The 19,705-nt window shown below is 47.6% G+C and carries 3 protein-coding genes; all 3 read left to right on the top strand.

The features are described from left to right. Positions 1-41 precede the first annotated feature (41 nt). The gene (locus P6910_RS08200) at positions 42-6,980 is read left to right on the top strand and encodes a hypothetical protein (protein WP_317145783.1); all 6,939 of its coding nucleotides are present in this window, start codon (positions 42-44) and stop codon (positions 6,978-6,980) included. Positions 6,981-7,325: 345 nt separating this feature from the next. Next, complete coding sequence (locus P6910_RS08195; protein WP_317145782.1) at positions 7,326-13,310, top strand: hypothetical protein; 5,985 nt, start codon at positions 7,326-7,328, stop codon at positions 13,308-13,310. A 416-nt stretch (positions 13,311-13,726) separates the two neighbouring features. Then, a complete protein-coding gene (locus tag P6910_RS08190; protein ID WP_317145781.1) occupies positions 13,727-19,636 on the top strand; it encodes a hypothetical protein in 5,910 nt (1,969 codons plus the stop codon). Positions 19,637-19,705: the final 69 nt, after the last annotated feature.

The following is a 19,705-nucleotide window of genomic DNA, read 5'->3' as shown; positions in this document are numbered from 1 at the left end:
CTTCTCACGGTAATAAAAGTACACCGCTCCGAGGTAGTAGAATGACGAATGTCCGACACAATGCATTAAGCCTTTCAGTGGCCGTTGCAATCAGTTCTTCAATCATCATTACAGAGGCACTTGCAGAACGCAGGCTGCAGATAAAATCTGTCGATATTGATGGCAGTGAACATGCGGAGTTTACCCAAAGTGAAGTCATGGTTCAGCCAACTTTAGGTGATGACCAGCAGCCAATACCCAAATCCTTCACAACCACCTACCCTGATGAGGCTCATGATAGAGCAAGTCAGCGTGTTCATTCAGCGGGCTTTACAGAAATTCTTTCTGATGTTGACGGTGGCGCTTCCAGTGTTGATGTATTTGAAACTGGCGAGAATAACGTTGCCCAGAGATACACGAAAGTTCTGAAGGTGGGTGATGAGGGAGTCTTCAGGTTCACCCATAACCTTGCAGAAATGAAGCTGGTCATTGAAGTCAGAAAAGGAATGATTGATCAGGATTCAATTGCGGCGGTTCTTGCTCAGTCAGGTGGCATCCAGACACAACCATTAGAATGGTTGACGAATGTCGCCAGTCCGGAACAACTGGCTGGAATACTGAACGGTGCGAATAAACGAGCGGGAAACCTCGGCGAAGTTGATAATTTCGTTGCCCTTGCCACCATTGAAGTAGACAAAGTTGAAGTAAACGGGCGCACCTTCATGCGTCTTATCGCAGCGGGCGATCAGCCTCCTGAACTGCAAAGTCTGGGTCAATCGCTCTTTGTCAATGATGAGGCTCTTTTTGCAGCAGCCACTTCTGCCTATGCTCAGGTTCATATCAAGGGAGAGAGTTTAAAACAGGAAGCTCTGAGTAAACTGTTATCACATCAGAAGCCCATAGGATATGTTGTCTACGTTGAGGATGATAGGCAAGCCTGTCCTGTACCTGATGGTTATCCGAGAATGGAAGTGTCACACACTCCGGGGGAGACTATTGTTTTTCATGGTCAGAAACAGAATCCAGCCGACAGCGCTTTTGTGGATGGCCTCTATAGCCTCTATGCAGGCGATTTCGTCAATTACCCCAACTCTGAATTAACAACACTGGTAAAAAAAAATAAGCTAAAAAGCTACCAGTACGTCATTCGAAGCAGGCAAATGACACTATTGGAGGAGTTAGCTGAACAGCAGCATGCTGAACCTGACCAGGATAAACCGGCTATGCTTGCATACTATGAATTTCTGCAGCAGGCATTGACCAGCGCTGCGCAGGATCAGGCAGAGGAATTTGAATTCGTGATAGGACACATCCGGGGCGCTTCGTCGGTCGCCACACCAACCTGGATGCATGAGCAACTCATAAAACACTTCAGCTTCAAACCCATAATCAGAAATCTTCTGACTAACCAGCTGTTTATTCAGACGATTCAGAAAGTGACAATCATTTTAAGCATTACCAACAAGGCGCAGGCCGATGCTCTTGGGGACGACGAACAGTTTGCTTCCAAGGTCAAGAACGACATCATCACACAGCTCATTGAGGTGTATAGCAAACTGGACAAGCTGCAGATAAAAGAATTCGAACTCATCCGGGTTATAAACCGTTTACAGATCACATCGAATAAAGCTATCACCAGCGAAAAGGAAAAAAAACTCAGAGCCCTTCAACTCAGACAAGAGGCTGAGGATGAACTTTCAAAGGCTCTTAAAGAGCTGTTCAGACTGCAGGACCAGTCACGGAAACTTCAACAGGAAGTCGATCGAATTCCGGCGCTAAAACAACAATTTCGTGACGCCAGAGAAGAAGCCAGAAAAGCTTACAACACTGAACTGGCAAAAGATCTGGGTATTGATCACTGGGATGATAGCCAACCCCTGGAAGAACAAGTCAGACTCATCCGACAGAAAATTCATGAAATGAACAAAGCGGTTGCCGAAACAGGTCGGCTCAGGGTTGCCACTGCACAAGCAAAGCTGCCGACTACCGAACGTCAGTTCGTACTGGCTTCCCATGAAAAAGATGACCCGGAAGTCTCTCAACGGCTCAGGAAGCTGGAGACTCTGATCGGCGAACATCGTCTTCAGCAAAAAAAAGAGCAGGAAGAGGAGCTGGAAAAACACAAAAACTATGTACGAAGAATTCAGTATCACATCGGTCAAGTACCCATGCGTAAAAAAGATGTTCTTGAATCCGTAGAGGCAGCCAGAAGGGATCACAACACTCAACTGGCAGAATACCTTGGCATTGATAACTGGGATAACACCAGGCCTCTGGAAGAACAGGTCAGACTCATCAGAGACAAACTTCTTGAAATCAACAACCCGGATGCCGGAACAGAACAGCCTCGGCGAGAAGCTGTAAAAGAAAAACTGGCGGCCATTGAAAAAAAGCTCGATATTACTCCATATAATGAAAACGATCTGGATTTCCGCTTTCAGTCTATTCAACAGTACCTGTATCAAGAGCTGGAACTGGCCAATAAGATAAGACTGCATGAACTGACTGGCTTTGAAGCTGAATTCGGTCTGGTCTCCGATAATGAAAACGACCTGGAAGCCCGTTGCAAGGCCATTCAACAACACCTTAAGAATAATGAAGCCGAGATTGCTCTAAAACAGTTTCAGCAACAAGGCATCAGAACAGATGCTACAAAAGAAGCCGAACTCAAAGCCCGCTACGCAACCATTGCTGCATATTTAACTATTCAGGATTTTGATAGCAATGAAGATATTAACGTTCAACAGGGACGCCTGATTCAAAAACTCAAGGAAATAAGTACTCATGAAGAAAGTCTTCGTCAACAACTTAAGACAATGAGTCGTCAGATCGATATGGAGGATTCTTACACCAAAGCCAGAAAACAAGCTCTGGCAGTGGTTTTAGGTATTGACCCGAGCGAAAACACCGGTCCGGAAGACCGCGCCAGACTGGAATCAACGGTATATGACAAACTGTTCGAGCTTTCAAAGCTGGAACAAGAGCTGGAAGACAGCAGAACACCAGGCCACCCCATGACCAGGGATGCAGTATTTGTAACACTGACCAACGTGGAAAAAGCCCTGAACATGGCTACCTACCCCGGAGAGCACGATGAGTATCTCCGTCGCCAGCACATTTCCATGCACATGCAGAAATACATCACAGAAGCCACGCAACGTTCAGAGGAAAAGGCCCTGAAAATACTGAAAACCCTGGAAGAATTACTCAAAATCGAAATCAGTGAAGAGGACGACAAAGGAGCAAGACTTGACAGGGTCCTCACAAGACTTGACAGGGTTACTATAAAGCGTAACGACGAGGATATCTCGGAATACCTGCTCAATGAGATGGATAAATACCTCTGGAAAGATGAGAGTACATCTCTGGAGGCTCCAGAGGGGAGTGATATTAGACGCGACAGAATCCGTGGCCGTCTTGCCGTGAAAGTCGCAGCATCGGATCAGCGAGCCAGGGAAAAACAGGGAAAATATCTTTTAGCTGTAGAACACGAGCTGAATATTGACCCTCATAAAAACCCTGCAGCCATGGAAAGGGAAAGAGACAAAGCTTTCATAGCTGAACTGGCCAGTGATCTGCAGGTTGGGTTTGAAGACGATGTCAGCCTTTCTGACCGGCAGCATACTCTAAGAGACATCATTCAGGAATTACGGGAGAAAGAAGCAGGCGAAACTTATGAAGATCTGGATGACAGGAGAGCGTGGAACAATAAAATTGCTCATCAACTCAAGGTTGAAGATTATAAAGACGATACCAGCTTAGACGACCAAAGCCGCCTGATTAATGCAAAACTCGATCAGCTGGATGAAGAAATTTTCTTAGTGCGTCAGCCTGACGTTGCTGAGCGTATTGCAGCCATTGAGAATGCCCTTGACAGGCAAATGGCTCGGCTGCCTAAACCCCGATACGTTCTTGATCGTGAGCTAGCCATAGCCAGGCAGGCAGTAAAAGACGCTGAAGGTGAGCTGGAGACGACTAATCACAACCTGGATGCTATTCGTCGCAAAAAACCGTTATTTTTGCGTCCAACTGACAATACCCCTATTACCATGGAAGAACACGAAAAGGTTTTCAATCAGGCAATAAAAAAAATTCAGATCAGGTTCGGTCTGCCCGCAGATGATGAGCAAACCCCTGAAGAGCGAATAGACGACATCAGAGATTTCCTGCGCCGGAACTCTGCAGTAACAGAGGATAAAGCCATTGAGAAACTGAGAGCTGCCACAAAAACTCTCAGCACCGCGAACATTGATTCTATGGACGAAGCTCTTGATAAAATGGGAGCTGCCACAAAAACTCTCGAGATCGCCACGTTAAGTGACATCAATTTACTGGAAGTATCGAATTACTTTACTGCCATTGCAATCTATGCAATCACTCGTGGTCGGCACAAAACCGATGAAGTCGAGGGTGAACTGCCTTTAACCAGGAAAAAGTACAATCTGGTCACAAGATTTCTGCGTGAGCACGACAGAAAAAGTCTGGAACTGACCAATGCAGTGGTCCAAGAGGACACTGCACAAACTAATCTGGATCTCAGAAAAGAGCAGATTCTCGATTCCGGAGAGATCGACGAACAGACTAAAACCTTACATGAGCAAGAAATAGCTCGGCTGAATTCAGAACTTATGGATAAAAAAGCAGCTTTATCGGAAGCAGCAGCTGCTCTCAGCAATCATCACCAAACAATTCTTGACGCCATTGAAGATGCCGTGGGTCTCAAACCAGAACCTGCTGATACCCATGAACAACGGGTTAACGCCCTGAAAAACCAGAAGCTACTACTGGGCGGGGAAGATGGTACTGGCGGCAAGATTCGGCAACTGCTTCAGGAACAGGCCCGTCTGGAAAGTGAGGTTGAAACCAGACAAGCAAACCTTGAGAGAAGGAAGGAAGCCCTGCAGACTGCCCGGAAAGCCGTCGAAATGGACGACGGTCCCTTTCAGTACACGCCGATACAGGCGGAGGTTCGGGCCGCAATCGACGACTTCGTACAGCAGCACTCTCTCAAGAAACAAGCTCTTGAAGCGGCAATGGGTCTGGCTCAATCAGCAGTAGAAAACGGTAGGGAAATACCCTGCCTTACCCGTTTCGATTTTGACGATGAATTTGCACCGATTCACTTGCAGGCACTGGTGGGAGACGAACTGACGTTTGCTCAGGCCAGCCGGATGGTAGAAGTCTTTAAGAACCTGAAAGCGAACTTCCCGCCCCTCCGGCCTGAAAAATATGACCCTATGACTGTCATGGAAGAACTCCAGATTCTGGTGCTTATAGCCAGAGGTGGGATGAAAACCGGTGCACAACAATACGACGACGAAATTTACGGCATGGGCAAAACAGCCATTCACTTCGTCGAGCATCAACCAGGGGATCTGAAAAGCTTCTCGGATTACTTCGCTGCCCACTCTGCCAGTGGTGACAAGATCATGGCTTTGCTGCGCGAAGGTCTGATCAGCCAGGTTGAACTTGAGAACTACATAAAGGCCGTCAGAGGTGTCAATGGTTATCAGACAGTGGCTGAATTTGAACACTTCCTTGGCTCCAAACACGGCGTCAATCCTGACCTCAAAGCCCTTGTCCGGATGCTATCCGACAAGGGTGCCGAGGAATTCATAAAAAGTGCTCTCACTCCTGTGACCGTGACCGCAACTGGCCCGGCAGCTATGAAAGAGTCGGTGGCCGGCATGAAAGAGTACTCAGCTGCGGTCATCGCCAACTATGTTCTTGACGATATTGCCTTTGACAATGGCCGCAGGACGGCAGCGTTTCTGGCCAATATACAGGATACCCTGACACCTTATGCCAATGCTGCGGGAATATCCGAATCAGAACTGATCAAGACTATTCATGACACATTGATGCAGGCTCATGCCGCTGCGGTTGAGCAGCAGCTAAAGGATTACTGGGCGAAACCTTCCGCCTTTCTGGTACAAGCTGTCACCTGGTACTACTCCAGTTACAGACCTCTGCTGGCGACCCATAGCGTCGCTCAGGCTAACGGGCTGTCCCTCTCAAACATGTCATTTCTCTATCTTCTGGATCTGACCAACAGGGGTGATTACCTGCACAGAATGCTCACACCTTTCCAGCACTGGCTGGAACGCTACGCTGTTGATCCTGACCGAACCGGTCAATATGCCTACCACAGCGGCATTGAACAAATCTCTGAAGTGGGCGGGCTGGCCATGCCACTGGGCAAAGCCGCCTCATCAGTCATTCTGTTAAGAACAGGCTCTGCGCTGTTTGCCAGACAGTACAATGCCAACCCACACAGCTATCGCAGCATTTCCCGTCTGGTGCCCGAAATAGTGAAATCCATGGGTTCCCGCCAGGGGGTTCAGGTTCCGTTGCTGCACAGGGTGACACCCCAAAAAGTAAAAACGCTGGCCTCAGCCACAGCCGGTCTCGTATTGGGTCCGGTAGCCACAGCCGGATCATACGCCCATGGCCTTTTATCCGGGTTTACTTACGCTCAAACTTTCGGATTCGCTCTGGCGTCGAGTCTCACTTTCGACTTCTTTATGAATGACAACAAGATGCTCACTCAATGGCTGGGTGGACCTCTGGGCCGCAGTCTGGACAAAATTAATCGCTGGATAGGCATGGGGGAAACAGACAATGAATATGTGAAACGTACCGCTGTTGCTTCGCCTCAACGCTTGACTGAAACCGATGAAGCCTATGCGAACCGTATTAATGCAGACGACACTATGTATGGCTGGACTCGACACGAAAATTACCTGCAATTTCGTGAACGCCGCGATCGCACCATGAAGATGTTCGGGAGTAGCTGGGAGAAATACTTCAGGGAAAATGTGCCTAAATGGTCATTTTCCCACCCAGAGAGTATTCCCTACTCCTACACTCTGGGTGCCCTCTTCGATTCTGGGACTGCAGCACCTGAGCCTCCCTCCGCAGCCGTGAAAGCAGCATCGGCTGGTCTTGAGGTTAAGAAGTTCGATCTTGATAAAGATAAAAATACCCGCGACGAACTTTGATATCAGAAACCAGTGGATGCCCCCTTCATAGCCAACCAAATGAAATCAGTACAAAGGAATACAGACTGGTTTCTTTCAGGTCAAACTATCGAGTAAATTCTGTCAGAAGGTATGGAGGCATTCCTTCCCTGAAAAAACACTCAATTCTACTGAGAGTTTTGCGACACCCTCGATTGGGCGAGGGTTTACGACGATTTTGCCAAGCACCTTATCAGATTTGCCACTGTGAACTAGATTCTCTCAACGGCTTATCGAAACAGCCATGAGCGATTAGAAACCGTTTCCCCGCTCTGGGTGTGAATCACCTTTCACGGCAATAAAAGTACTCAGCTCTGAGGAAGTAGAATGACAAATACTCGCCCCAATGCAATAAGCTTTGCAGTGGCCCTTGCAATTAGCTCTTCCATCATTGCTACAGACGCAATGGCCGAGCGCAAACTGCAGACAAAATCCGCCGACATTCTGAACAAAGGACGTACAGAGTATACCCGGAGCGAAGTCATAGTTAAGCCAACTTCAGGGAATGACCAGCAGCCAATACCCAAATCCTTCACAACTACCTACCCTGATCAGACCGAAGTCAGAGCAGGCTACGACCTGGCTTCTGAAGGCTTCACAGACATTCTTTCTGGCATCGACGGCGCTTCCAGTGTTGATCTGTTTGAAACAAACGAGAAGGACGTTGCTCAGAAATACACCAAAGTCCTCAAGATAGGTAATGAGGGGATATTCAGGTTCACCCACAACCTGGCAGAAAAGGCACTGGTCATTGAAGTCAGAAACGGAATGACCGATCAGAATTCAATTGCAGCAGTTCGAAATCAATTAGGCAACCTCCAGCCATTAGAACCGTTAACGAAAGTTGCCAGCCCCGAACAACTGGCCAGAGTGCTGAAAGTTGCACACGAAAGAACAGGGAAACTTGGCGAAATAGATAACTATGTTGCCCTTGCCACTATTGAAGTAGATAAAGTAAGAGTGAAAGGACGTACTTTCATGCGTCTTATCGCTGCCGACGATCAGCCTCCTGATTTATCGCGCCTGGGTCAATCGCTTTTTGTCAATGATGAAGTGCTTTTCGCAGCAGCTACCTCTGCCTATACCCAGGTTCATGTGATGGAGGAAGATTTACAACAGGCAGCCCTGGAGGATCTGTTGCACCATAATCAACCCGTCGGCTATGTTGTCCACGTTGAGGATGACGCACAGACTTATCCTGTGCCTGATGGCTATCCAAAACTGGAAGTGACTGAGGCTACGGGAGAGGTTATTGTTTTCCGTGGTCAGAAGCAAAACCCGGCCGATGTCGCTTTTGTGGAAGGACTCTATAACATGTGGGCGGAAGAGTCCTGCAATCCTCCCTCTGAAGCAAAAACACACATCAAAAAAGATAAGGTCAGAAGCTACCAGCACACCATCCGAAGCAGGCAGATGGTACTGCTGGAGAATTTGGCTGCTGAGCAGCATACTGAAGATGATTTACAGTCGACGTTTAAATACGAAGAGGATTTTTGGACACTGATACACTATGAATATCTTCAGCAGGCATTGACCAGTGCTACTTCAGATGGAGCCGATGAATTTGAACTCACAGTAGGACAGATCGAAGACGCTTTCCCGTTCCTCACACCGACCCGGGTGCTTAATCGGCTCGAAAAACACTTCAGCTTCAAACCTGCACTTAGAAATCTTCTGACTAACCCATCCTTTATTCAGACAATTCAGGAAGAGATAGTGGATGACAGTTATCTTAATCAGGTGCAGGACAATACTCTTGAGGTCAACGAAGAGCTTACTTCCAAACCCATAAGCGACATTTCCAGACAGATGATTGAGATGGATGATAAGCTGCAATTCTTGCTAATAAAAGAACTCAGTCTCAGGCATCTTAAAAAAGAGATAAATCTCGAAACGCAGACAGCCACTATCAGTGAAAAAGGGAGACTCAGAGCAGATCAACTCAAACAACAAATTAACAATGAGCTTATACAGCTTCGCCAGGAGCGGGCACAAGAGAAAAAATTGATGCAGAAGCTTCAACAGGAAGTCGAATGCAATCCAGAGCAGTCAGTAAAAACTCATGGCATCAGAGTAAAAGCCAGAATAGCTCGCAATGCTCAAATGGCAAAAGAACTTGGTATCGATAACTGGGACGCTACCAAGCCAGATGAAGAACAACTCAGGTTCATTGCAAAAGAAATTTATAAAATCAACCAATTGGTTGTCGCAATATTTACCGCAACAGTTCAGTCTGATGACAAAACTGTAAAAGCAAAACCGTCAGCCACTGGCCGTGAGCCAGGTATTGCTCCGGTCAAGGCATTCAGTCTGGGTTACCTTCAGTCCATTCAACAGTTGCTGCGACAAAACAGAGAAGTAACCGATGAAAAAGTCTGGAAAAGACTGGCTATCGTTGAAAGTAAGCTCAGTCTGGTCCCGGATTACGATAAAGATCCGGAAGCTCGTTGTCAGGCCATTCTGCAGCACCTTAAGGCGCAGGAAGATGAGACTGCTCAACAACCTCTTCGACAGCAGAGCACCGCTGCGAAACTGCAGCGGGAACCCAAACGAATTCCAAAGCTGGAACGTAAAATTCGTGATGCCAGAGCAGATGCCACAAAAATTCGCAACGCTCAAATCGCAGCAGAGCTTGGTATTGATAACTGGGATGATACCCAGCCACCTGAAGAACAAGCCAGACGCATCAGTAGAAAAGTTCGTAAATTCAAGCAAGCGGAGGCTGCGAAATATGCCGCAGCGGCAAAGTCTGATAAGGAAGCTGTAAAAGCAAAACGCACCACCATTGCAGACAGGCACCAGCTTATTTTGGTCAATGAAGACGACCTGGGTAGCCTTCTTTTCATTCATAATCAGCTGCAACAAAACTCAGAACTACCCAATGAGGAAGTCAGGGAAAGACTGGCTACCTTTGAAAGACAGCTCGGCCTGGTTCCGAACAACGAAGATGGTCTTGAAGCCCGTCGCCGTAACATTCTGAAGCGCCTTAAGCAGCAGGGACGTGAGGTCTTTCAACAACATTTTCAGAATCAACAAGAGCAGGAAGCAGAACAAGTTCCATCGCTGGCACAACAAGTCCATGAAGCCAGAACAGGTGCCACAAAGGTTCGCAACGCTCAGCCTGGTATTGATGGCCGGGATAATACAGAACAAGCCATACTCATCAGTCAGAAAGTACATGAAGTTGAGCAACCCGTTGTCGCAACAGGACAGCCCGGAGAAGAAGCTTTAAAAGAAAAGCTTGCGGCCATAGAAAAAGCCCTGAAGATGGATCACCACGATTGCGAGGACGATGTCTATTACCGCCGTAACGCCATTTCTGAAGAAATTCAGACATACATTACAGAAGCCGGGAAGAAGGCAGAGAAAGAGTCTCTGGAAATACTGGAAACAGTAGAAGAAATATTCGAAGTTGAAGTCAACCAGGATGATCACAAAGCAACGAGGCTTGAGAGGGTTCTTACAAAACTAAACAGCGGTGATGTCTCAGAATTCATGCTGGATGAGATAGATGCTGTTGTCTGTAAAATAGACAGCTCACCTGGAAACCAAATCGCAAAAAAAATTGAGATACTTCAAAAGTTTATTACCTTTCATGTTGAAACCCCGGATGTAGATGGACAAGTCACAAGACAACAGAGAATGATGCTTGAAGCAGTAGAGGACGAGCTGAACATCGACACGGGTGAAAACCCTTCTGCTAAAGAGAGAGGCAAGGGTTTTGCCGCTGAACTGGCATTGGATCTGGCAGTAGAGTTTGAAAAAGGTGCCAGCCTGAATGACCAGAAGTATGCTCTAAGTAACAAAATTCAGATATTAAGGGAAAAAGTAAACGACCATTATGACACTGAAGATCTCACAAGAGATACAAACAATGAAATTGCCTGGCAACTTAACATTGAGGGCTATATGAATGACGCCCCTCTGGAGGATCAGATCAGTCTCATTGAAAAAACACTTCAGGAGCTGGATGAAGAAGTTGACATAATAGGTCGGCCTAAAATTTATGATCGTATCGCAGCCATTGAAAATGAGCTTGACAGGCAAATGACTTGCCTGGGTAAAATCCAATACGTTCCTGACAATGAAGACGACACGACTCTCTATCAGGTAATGAACGTTGACATCGATGAGAAGAGTAAAACCTTACATGAACACGAAATAGCCCGTCAGGAAGGTGAAATTGAATCCGGAAAAGCAGATATTGAGGGAATGGAGGAAGCCCTGAAGGCCGACGAGAAAGCCGCCGAAAATGATGGCAGTCCCTTCCAGTACACGCCGGGTCAGGCAGAAGCTCTGGAAGCTTTCCTGAAATTCAGCCGACAGCACCCTCTCACAAAACAAGCGCTGGAAGCCGCAGTGGGTCTGGCACAATCAGCAGTGGCAAGAGGTAAGCCAACCCCCTGCCTGTCGACTTTCAATTTTTACGATGAATTTGCACCGATTCGCTTGTATGCAATGTTCGGATACGATCTGAATCAGGCTCGTCGTATTGCGGAAGTCTTCAAGAGTCTGAAGACAACCTTCTGGGAATACCCTTACGATTCTTTAATAGCAAATCAAATTCAACTTATAAATACCCTGGAGGAAATTCAGACTCTGACGCAGAAGGTCACCAATGAGATGGGAAAAGGGACCCAACAATACGACGACGAAATTCACCGCATAGGCTCAGCGGGTACTCACTTCGTTGAGCATTCAGCAGAGGACCAGAAAAGCTTCTCGGAATACTTCTCAACCCACACCGCCAGTGGCAAAAAGATCATAAGTCTGCTGCGTGAAGGACTGATCAGCAAGGTTGAATTAGAGAATTATATGAAAGCCATCAGAGGTGTCGATGGTTATCAGACAGTGGCTGAATTTGAACATTTCCTTGGTTATAAACACGGCGTTAAAGCAAGAGTATTCCGGAAGATTATCCGGATGCTGCCCGACAAGGATGCTGAAGAACTTATACAAAGTGCCTTTACTCCTGTGGTTGTGGCGGCAACGGGCCCGACAGGTATAAAAGAGTCAGTTGCCGGCGTAACAGATTACACTGCAGCTGTTATCGCCAACTATGTTCTTGACGATATTGCTTTTGAAAATGGCCGAAAGACGGCAGCATTCCTGACCAATGTTCAGGATACCCTGACACCTTATGCCAATGCTGTCGGCCTGTCTGAATCAGACCTGATCAAGATTTTCCATGACACATTGATGCAGGCTCATGCCGCTGCGGTTGAGCAGCAACTAAAGGATTACTGGATCAAACCTTCAGCCTCCCTGGCGCAGGTTGTCACATGGTACTACTCCAGCTATAAACCCTTACTGGTAGCCAATACTGCCTGGCAGGCTGTCGGGCTGTCCCTCTCACACATGTCGTACCTTTATCTTCTGGATCTGACCAACAGGGGAGATTACCTGCACCGGATGCTCACACCTTTTCAAAACTGGATGGAAGGCTATGGTATTGATCTTGACCGAACCGGCCAGTCTGCCTACCACAATGGAATTGAACAAATCTCTGAAGTAGGCGGACTGGCCATGCCATTGGGCAAGGCCGCTTCCTCGGTCATTCTGCTGAGAACCAGCTCCATGCTGTTTGCCAGACAGTACAACGCCAATCCTCATAGCTATCGCAGCATTAACCGCCTGGTGCCCGAAATAGTGCAATCCATGAATTCTGGAGGGATACAGGTACCACTGCTGCACCGGGTAACACCACAAAAAGTGAAAACTCTGGCTTCTGCCACCGCCGGTCTGGTGTTGGGTCCGGTAGCCACTGTCGGATCATACGCCCACGGCCTTGTATCTGGATTTACCTATGCCCAGACATTCGGATTCGCTCTGGCAACGAGTCTCACTTACGACTTTTTTATGAACGACAACAAGATGCTCACCCAATGGCTGGCTGGCCCCCTGGGACGTAGTCTTGACAAAATCAATCGCTGGCAAGGCGTGGGTGAAACAGACAATGAATATGTGAAACGGACCGCTGTCGTTTCACCTCAAGGCTTCAGTGAATCTGATGAAGAGTATGTAAACCGTGTTAAAGCAAGCAACAGTATGTTGGGCTGGACGCGACAGGAAAATTATCTGCAATTCCGTGAACGCCGTGATCGCACCATGAAGATGTTCGAGAACAGCTGGGAGAAATACTTCAGGGAATATGTGCCTAAATGGTCATTCTCCCATGCAGAAAGTTTTCCTTACTTCTACACTCTTGGAGCCTTGTACGAATGGCGATGGGGCGATGATCAGAAAGTTCGCGGTCATAATGAGAGAAATGTCCCTCAACCGGACTTTCTGACTGACGCCTCAGGCGATTAGCTTGAAACTGATAAAAAGTGTGGGTCAGGCAACGACCAGCAACGCTACACCAGTGCCCCATGAAATAACGGTGATGGCACAGGATGTCACCTTTCTTTCTCAGCCCACAGTGACCTCAAAGAGCTTGAAGCTAATCAAGTAAGCAATTGACACCCATGGGCGATTGAGCGCAATGAGCGTTTGTAAGTTGCTCCCTCGCCTAGCAGCCTGTCGGACTTAAGTCTGCCCTACTGCGGTTGCGATAAATTGGTCTAAAAATTCCTGCCTCTTCGTCAAATAGCCCCGCTATTCTCCTCAGAAGCAGAAATTTTTATCCTCAATTTCTCGCAATCCTCGCTACGGGCGCTTAAGTCCAACAGGCTGCTAGTGTGGCAATCACTTTTCACGGTAAAAGTACTCACCTCTCAGGTAGCAGAATGACAAATGTTCACCCCAATGCGCTAAGCCTTGCAGTGGCCGTTGCAATCAGCTCGTCTCTCGTTGCCGCACAGACACTGACCGATCGCAGGCTACAGATAAAATCTGTCGATATCAGGGGCAATGAACCGGTGGAGTTCACCCAGAGTGAGATTTTAGTTCAGCCAACAATAGGTCATGACCAGCAGCCAATACTCAAATCTTTTACCACCATCTACCCTTATCAGCCTCAGGAAAGTGAGGATTATGTCCATCCTTCTTCAAGCTTAACAGCGGTTCTTTCTGGTATTGACGGTGGCGTCTACAGTGTTGATCAGTTTGAAACAGACGAGAATAACGTTGCTCAGAAATACACCAAAGTCCTGGAGGTGGGAGATGAAGGAGTCTTCAGGTTCACCCATAACCTTGAAGAAAATGAGCTGGTCATTGAAGTCAGAGGCGGAATGACCGATCAGGATTCAGTCAAGGCTGTTCGTGATCAATTGGGCGGCCTCGGATCATTAGAACCGTTAACGAAAATCGCCAGCCCCATACAACTGGCTTTTTTACTGGAAGGTGCCGACAACAGAGCAGGAAGCCTTGGCACAAGTGATCATTATGTTGCCCTTGCCACCGTTAACGTAGAAAAAGTTGAAGTAAATGGGCGCACCTTCATGCGTCTAATCGCTTCCGGCGATACCCCCCCTGAACTGCATAGCCTGGGTCAATCACTCTTTGTCAACGACGATGTTCTTCTGACAGCAGCGGCCTCCGCTTATATCCAGGTTCATGTCCTGGGAGAGGATTTACAACAGCAGGCTCTTAATGAGCTATTGGCACACAACAAACCCGTTGGCTATGTTGTCCACGTCGAGGATGACAAACAGTCTTATCCTGTGCCTGAGAATTATCCAAAACTGGAAGTGACTGAGGCCACGAGAGAGACTATTGTTTTCCGTGGTCAGAAGCAGAACCCGGCTGATGTCGCTTTTGTGAAGGCTCTCTCTGACATCTGGAAAAGAGAACTTAAAAACAATGCCCCCCCGCCTGGAGCAACAGCAAAGGTTAAAAAAGACAAGGTCGAAAGCTACCGGTACATCATTCGAAGCAGGCAGATGGATCTCTTGGAGGAGCTGGCTGAAGAACACAGTGCTGGACTTAACAAAGCTGGACAAACGACGTTTAAATACGATGGTAAGCTTTCGATTCTTGCATACTATGAATATCTTCAGCAGGTATTAACCTGTGCTACTTTGGACGGAGCAGATGAATTTGAATTGACAGTACCTCACGTCAAAATCGCTTCGTCGTTTATCACGCCAACCTGGATCCATCTTCAACTAATGGAATACTTCGGCTTCAAACCCGTACTTAGAAATTTCCTGACTAGCCGACATTTTGTTCAGACTATTCATGAAGTTATACCCATTATGACCAAAATGTTTAGCGATACTCCTGGCAAAGACGAAAGCTTTATTTCCAAAGTCGTTGCTGACTTTACCGGAAAGCTGCTCGAGAGAGAAAGCCTGCAGGAAAAGCTACAGCAAAAAGAGGCCAAACTCTCCGGGATAAGCAGATCATCAGATCGCGCAACCGCAGCAGCCATTGCCAAGAATAAGCAAACCCTGACAGTAAAACGAACCAAGCAGCAAATCAGAGATAAGCTGATGCAGCCCCGTAGAAATCTGGATGACAGCCCGCCACCAGCAAAACAAGCCAGACTCACCAGTATAAGAACTCATGGAACCAATCCGGCGGTGGCCACAACAGAAAAGCCTGAAGAAGCAGCTGCGATCAAAGCCCGTTATGCAACCATTGCCTCATATTTAAACATTGAGGATTTTGATAGCAATGATGATATTAATACTCAAGAAAAACATTTGCTTCAGAAAATTAAGGCATTGCGTGATCAAAAAAAACAACTGATTCATGAACAAGAAAGTTTTTTTAAGAAGCCTCAGACAGTGGATGTTGAACTTAATACAGAGAATGCTTACACCAGGGCCAAAAAAGGGGCTCTGGCAGCGGTTCTTGGTATTGAGCCAGATGATGGCAGCATACCAGAAGACGATGTTCTGGAAAAAATGGTATACACCAGGCTCTTCAGCCTTGCAGAACTGGAAGAAGAACTGGCTGATATCAAAACACCAGGCCACCCCAAAATCAGGCCTGAAGTCATTAAAACACTGAATGCCGTAAATAAGGCTCTGCGGATGAGAGAAATTAATCAGAAGGAAGACCTGCATCTCCAACGCCGGTATATTTCTGAGACCATGCAGGCATTCATCAGAGACGCCAGAGAGCATGCAGAGTTTGTAGCACAGAGGATTCTGGAAGACGTAGAAGAAGAACTCAGTATCAACCTCAATGAAGAGGATAACAAAACGACAAGACTCACCCGGATTTTTAAAATACTTAACAACGCTGATCTCTCAGATAACACACTGGCTCAGATACTGGATGAGGTAGATAGTATCCTCTGGGCCTATGAAAGCAGAGCTCTGGATTGGGATGATCTCATCCGCATCAAGCTTCATGCTTACCTTCACCATAAGTTCGAAGACTCCGACCCGGATAACCCGACCGGAAAACAACAGATCGATCTGCTGAAAGAAGTAGAAGCAATACTCCGCATCCCATGGGAAGAAGAGAAAGACCTGGCAGATAGACTTGCCTGGGTTCGTGAAGTACTTGACAAAGACTTGACCTCTGAAGACACGATGGATCAGATAGATGAAACCCTCTGGCAAAAAGACAGCGAAGCTCTTAACGAGAGGCAGCTCGAACTCAAGAAGCTTGGTGCAATTCTTACCTATAAAACCAAAGATTCGTGTCTGGATAAGCAAGCCAGAGAACAACAGGCAAGTATGCTTGATGCTATAGAGAACAAGCTGAGTATCAATCCTCATGAAAACCTTGCTGCCAAAGAAAGAGGCAAGGCTTTCGCTGCAAAACTGGCCAGTGATCTGAAGATAGCATTTGCAGAGGATGACAAGCTGCCTGCTCAGAAGGATGCTCTGAGAGGCAAAATTCAGGCATTAATGGATGAGCTGCATGAAGCCTGTGACGATGAAGGTGTCAGAAGAGCCAGAAACAATGAAGTGGCTCATCAACTCAACATTGATGATTATAAAGAAGATGCCACTATCGACGACCAGAACAGTCTGATTGAAACGAAACTCCAACAGCTGGATGAAGACGTTTTCAATGCGGGTCAGCCCAGTGTTAATGAGCGCATTGCAGACATTGATAATGAACTTCACAGGCAAATGGCTCGCCTGGGTCCCAAACCCCGATTCGTTCTTGATCGTGAGCTAGCCACTGCCAGGGAAGAGCTGAAAGAAGCTGAAATTGGGCTGATGGGTCTTTATCACAAACTGAATATGCTTCGTGGTAAACGCCTGGTATTTGCGGGAAACCGTGCAGACCTCCAGCATATCTCGGATGATGACAACAGGGTCCTCAATCAGGCAATTAAGGGTCTGGACGAAAGCGATATCCCCGAGGAAGCACTGGGTGAACTGCCACTGGCGAGGAAAAATTACAATCAGGTCACGGAATTCCTGCGTGAGCATGACAGGAAAAGTATAAATGCAGCTAATGAAAAACAAGACCCGGAGCACGAGGCGCTTCTTGAAGCCGCTGAAGAAGCCATGGGCCTTACACCAGACTCTACTGACACCTTTCAAGACCGGGTTGATGCCCTGAGAAGCAGGCAGGTAAAACTGGGCGGGAATGATGGTACTGGCGGCAAGATTCGGCAACTGATTCAGGAAAGAGACCATCTGGAAGCTGATATTAAAACCAGGAGAGCAGACATTAAGACAATGAAGAAAGTCCTGGAGGCGGCAGAGACAGCCGTCGAAAATGACGGCGGTCCCTTCCAGTACACGCCGGAACAGGCAATATTTCTTGCCGCCATAGACGCCTTCACGCAGCATAACGCTCTCAGGCACAAGGCTCTGGAAGCCGCACTGGGCCTGGCAGAACTGGCAGTAAAGAGCGGTAATGAAATACCCTGGCTTAAGACTTTCGATTTTGACAATGAATTGGCACCCATTCATTTGCGGATACTGGTTGGCGACAACCTGCCTTTTAATCAAGCCAGTGATATTGTAGAAGTCTTCAAGAGCCTGAAGAAGAGCTTCCCGCCCCCCCCTGATCAGCCTGTAAATATCGTGGAACAGATCCACACGCTTGTGTGCGGGATCAGGAATCAGTTGGGAAAAGGGGCCCAACAATACGACGCTGAAATCCACAGCATGGGCCAAAGAGCCATTCACAATGTCGAGCACACAGGTGACCTGAAAGACTTTTCGGAATACCTGGCTGCCCATTCTGCCAGTGGTAACAAGATCATAACTCTGCTGCGTGAAGGTCTGATCAGCAAGATTGAACTTGAAAACTACGTAAAGGCCGTCAGGAGTATCGATATAAAGGCCGGCGGTTTCGAAGATTTTCACAGAGTGGCTGAGTTTGAATTCTTCCTTTTCTACAGACACCGTGTCAATTTGCCTCTGTTCAACAGCATTGTCCATACGCTGTCCGACAAGGGTGCAGAGGAATTCATGCAAAGCGTCTTTACCCCTGTGACCCTGACCAAGACTGGCCCGGTGGGCATGAAAGAGTCTGTTGACGGCATGAAAGAGTACGCCGCTGCTGTCATCGCCAACTATGTTCTTGACGACATTGCCTTTGACAATGGCCGCAGGACGGCAGCCTTTCTGACCAATGTTCAGGCTACCCTGACACCTTATGCCAATGCTGCCGGACTCTCTGAAACCGAACTGATCAAGGCTATCCATGGCACATTGAAGCAAGCTCATGGCGCAGCGGTTGAGTATCAGCTGAATAAATACTGGGGCAAACCTTCCGCCTTTCTGGTACAGGCCGTCACCTGGTACTACTCCAGCTACAAACCTCTGCTGGTGACCCATACCACAGTGCAGGCTGCCGAGCAGTCTCTCTTGCACATGTCATTCCTCTATCTTCTGGATCTGACCAACCGGGGTGATTATCTGCACCGGATGCTCATACCTTTCGAACACTGGCTGGAACGCTTCGGTGTTGATCCTGACCGGACCGGGCAATATGCCTACCACCACGGAATTGAACAACTTTCTGAAGTCGGCGGACTGGCCATGCCATTGGGCAAAGCCGCTTCTTCAGTCATTCTGCTGAGAACCGGCGCCATGCTCTTTGCCAGGCAGCACAACGCCAACCCTCAAATGTATCGCAGCATTTCCCGTCTGTTGCCGGAAACAGTCAAATCCATGAGTTCCGGACAAGGAATTCAGGTGCCGCTGCTGCACAGGGTGACACCACAAAAAGTGAAAACTCTGGCCTCTGCCACAGCGGGACTGGTGCTGGGCCCGGTAGCCACGGTCGGAGCATACGCCCATGGCCTTATATCCGGATTCACTTATGCCCAAACCTTCGGATTCGCTCTGGCGTCGAGTCTCACTTTCGACTTTTTCATGAACGACAACAAGATGCTCACTCAATGGCTGGGTGGCCCTCTGGGTCGTAGTCTTGACAGGATTAATCACTGGCTGGGCGTGGGTGAAACGGGCGATGAATATATGAAACGGTCGGCTATTGCCTCACCTCAACGCTTTAATGAAAACGATGAAGCCTACGCAAACCGTGTTAAAGCAAACAACACCATGTATGGCTGGACTCGACACGAAAATTATCTGCAGTTCCGTGAACGCCGTGATCGCACCATGAAGCTATTCGAAAATGGCTGGGAGAAATACTTCAGAGAAAATGTACCTAAATGGTCGTTTTCCCATGCAGAAAGTATTCCTTACTCCTACACTCTGGGTGCCTTCTATGAGCTGCGGCGGGGCGATGATCAGAAAGTTCACGGTCATGATAAGGGCAATGCCCTTCAATCAGGATCTCTATCTGCAACCATGACCCACTGAAAGCTATGGGCAATTAAAGGCTACTTCCCCGTCCGGCATGGCCACCACTTTATCAGTGGTAATAAAAAT

This window comes from Endozoicomonas sp. 8E, from assembly GCF_032883915.1.
GTDB lineage: Bacteria > Pseudomonadota > Gammaproteobacteria > Pseudomonadales > Endozoicomonadaceae > Endozoicomonas_A.
This window is presented reverse-complemented; position numbering and strand designations above follow the sequence as displayed.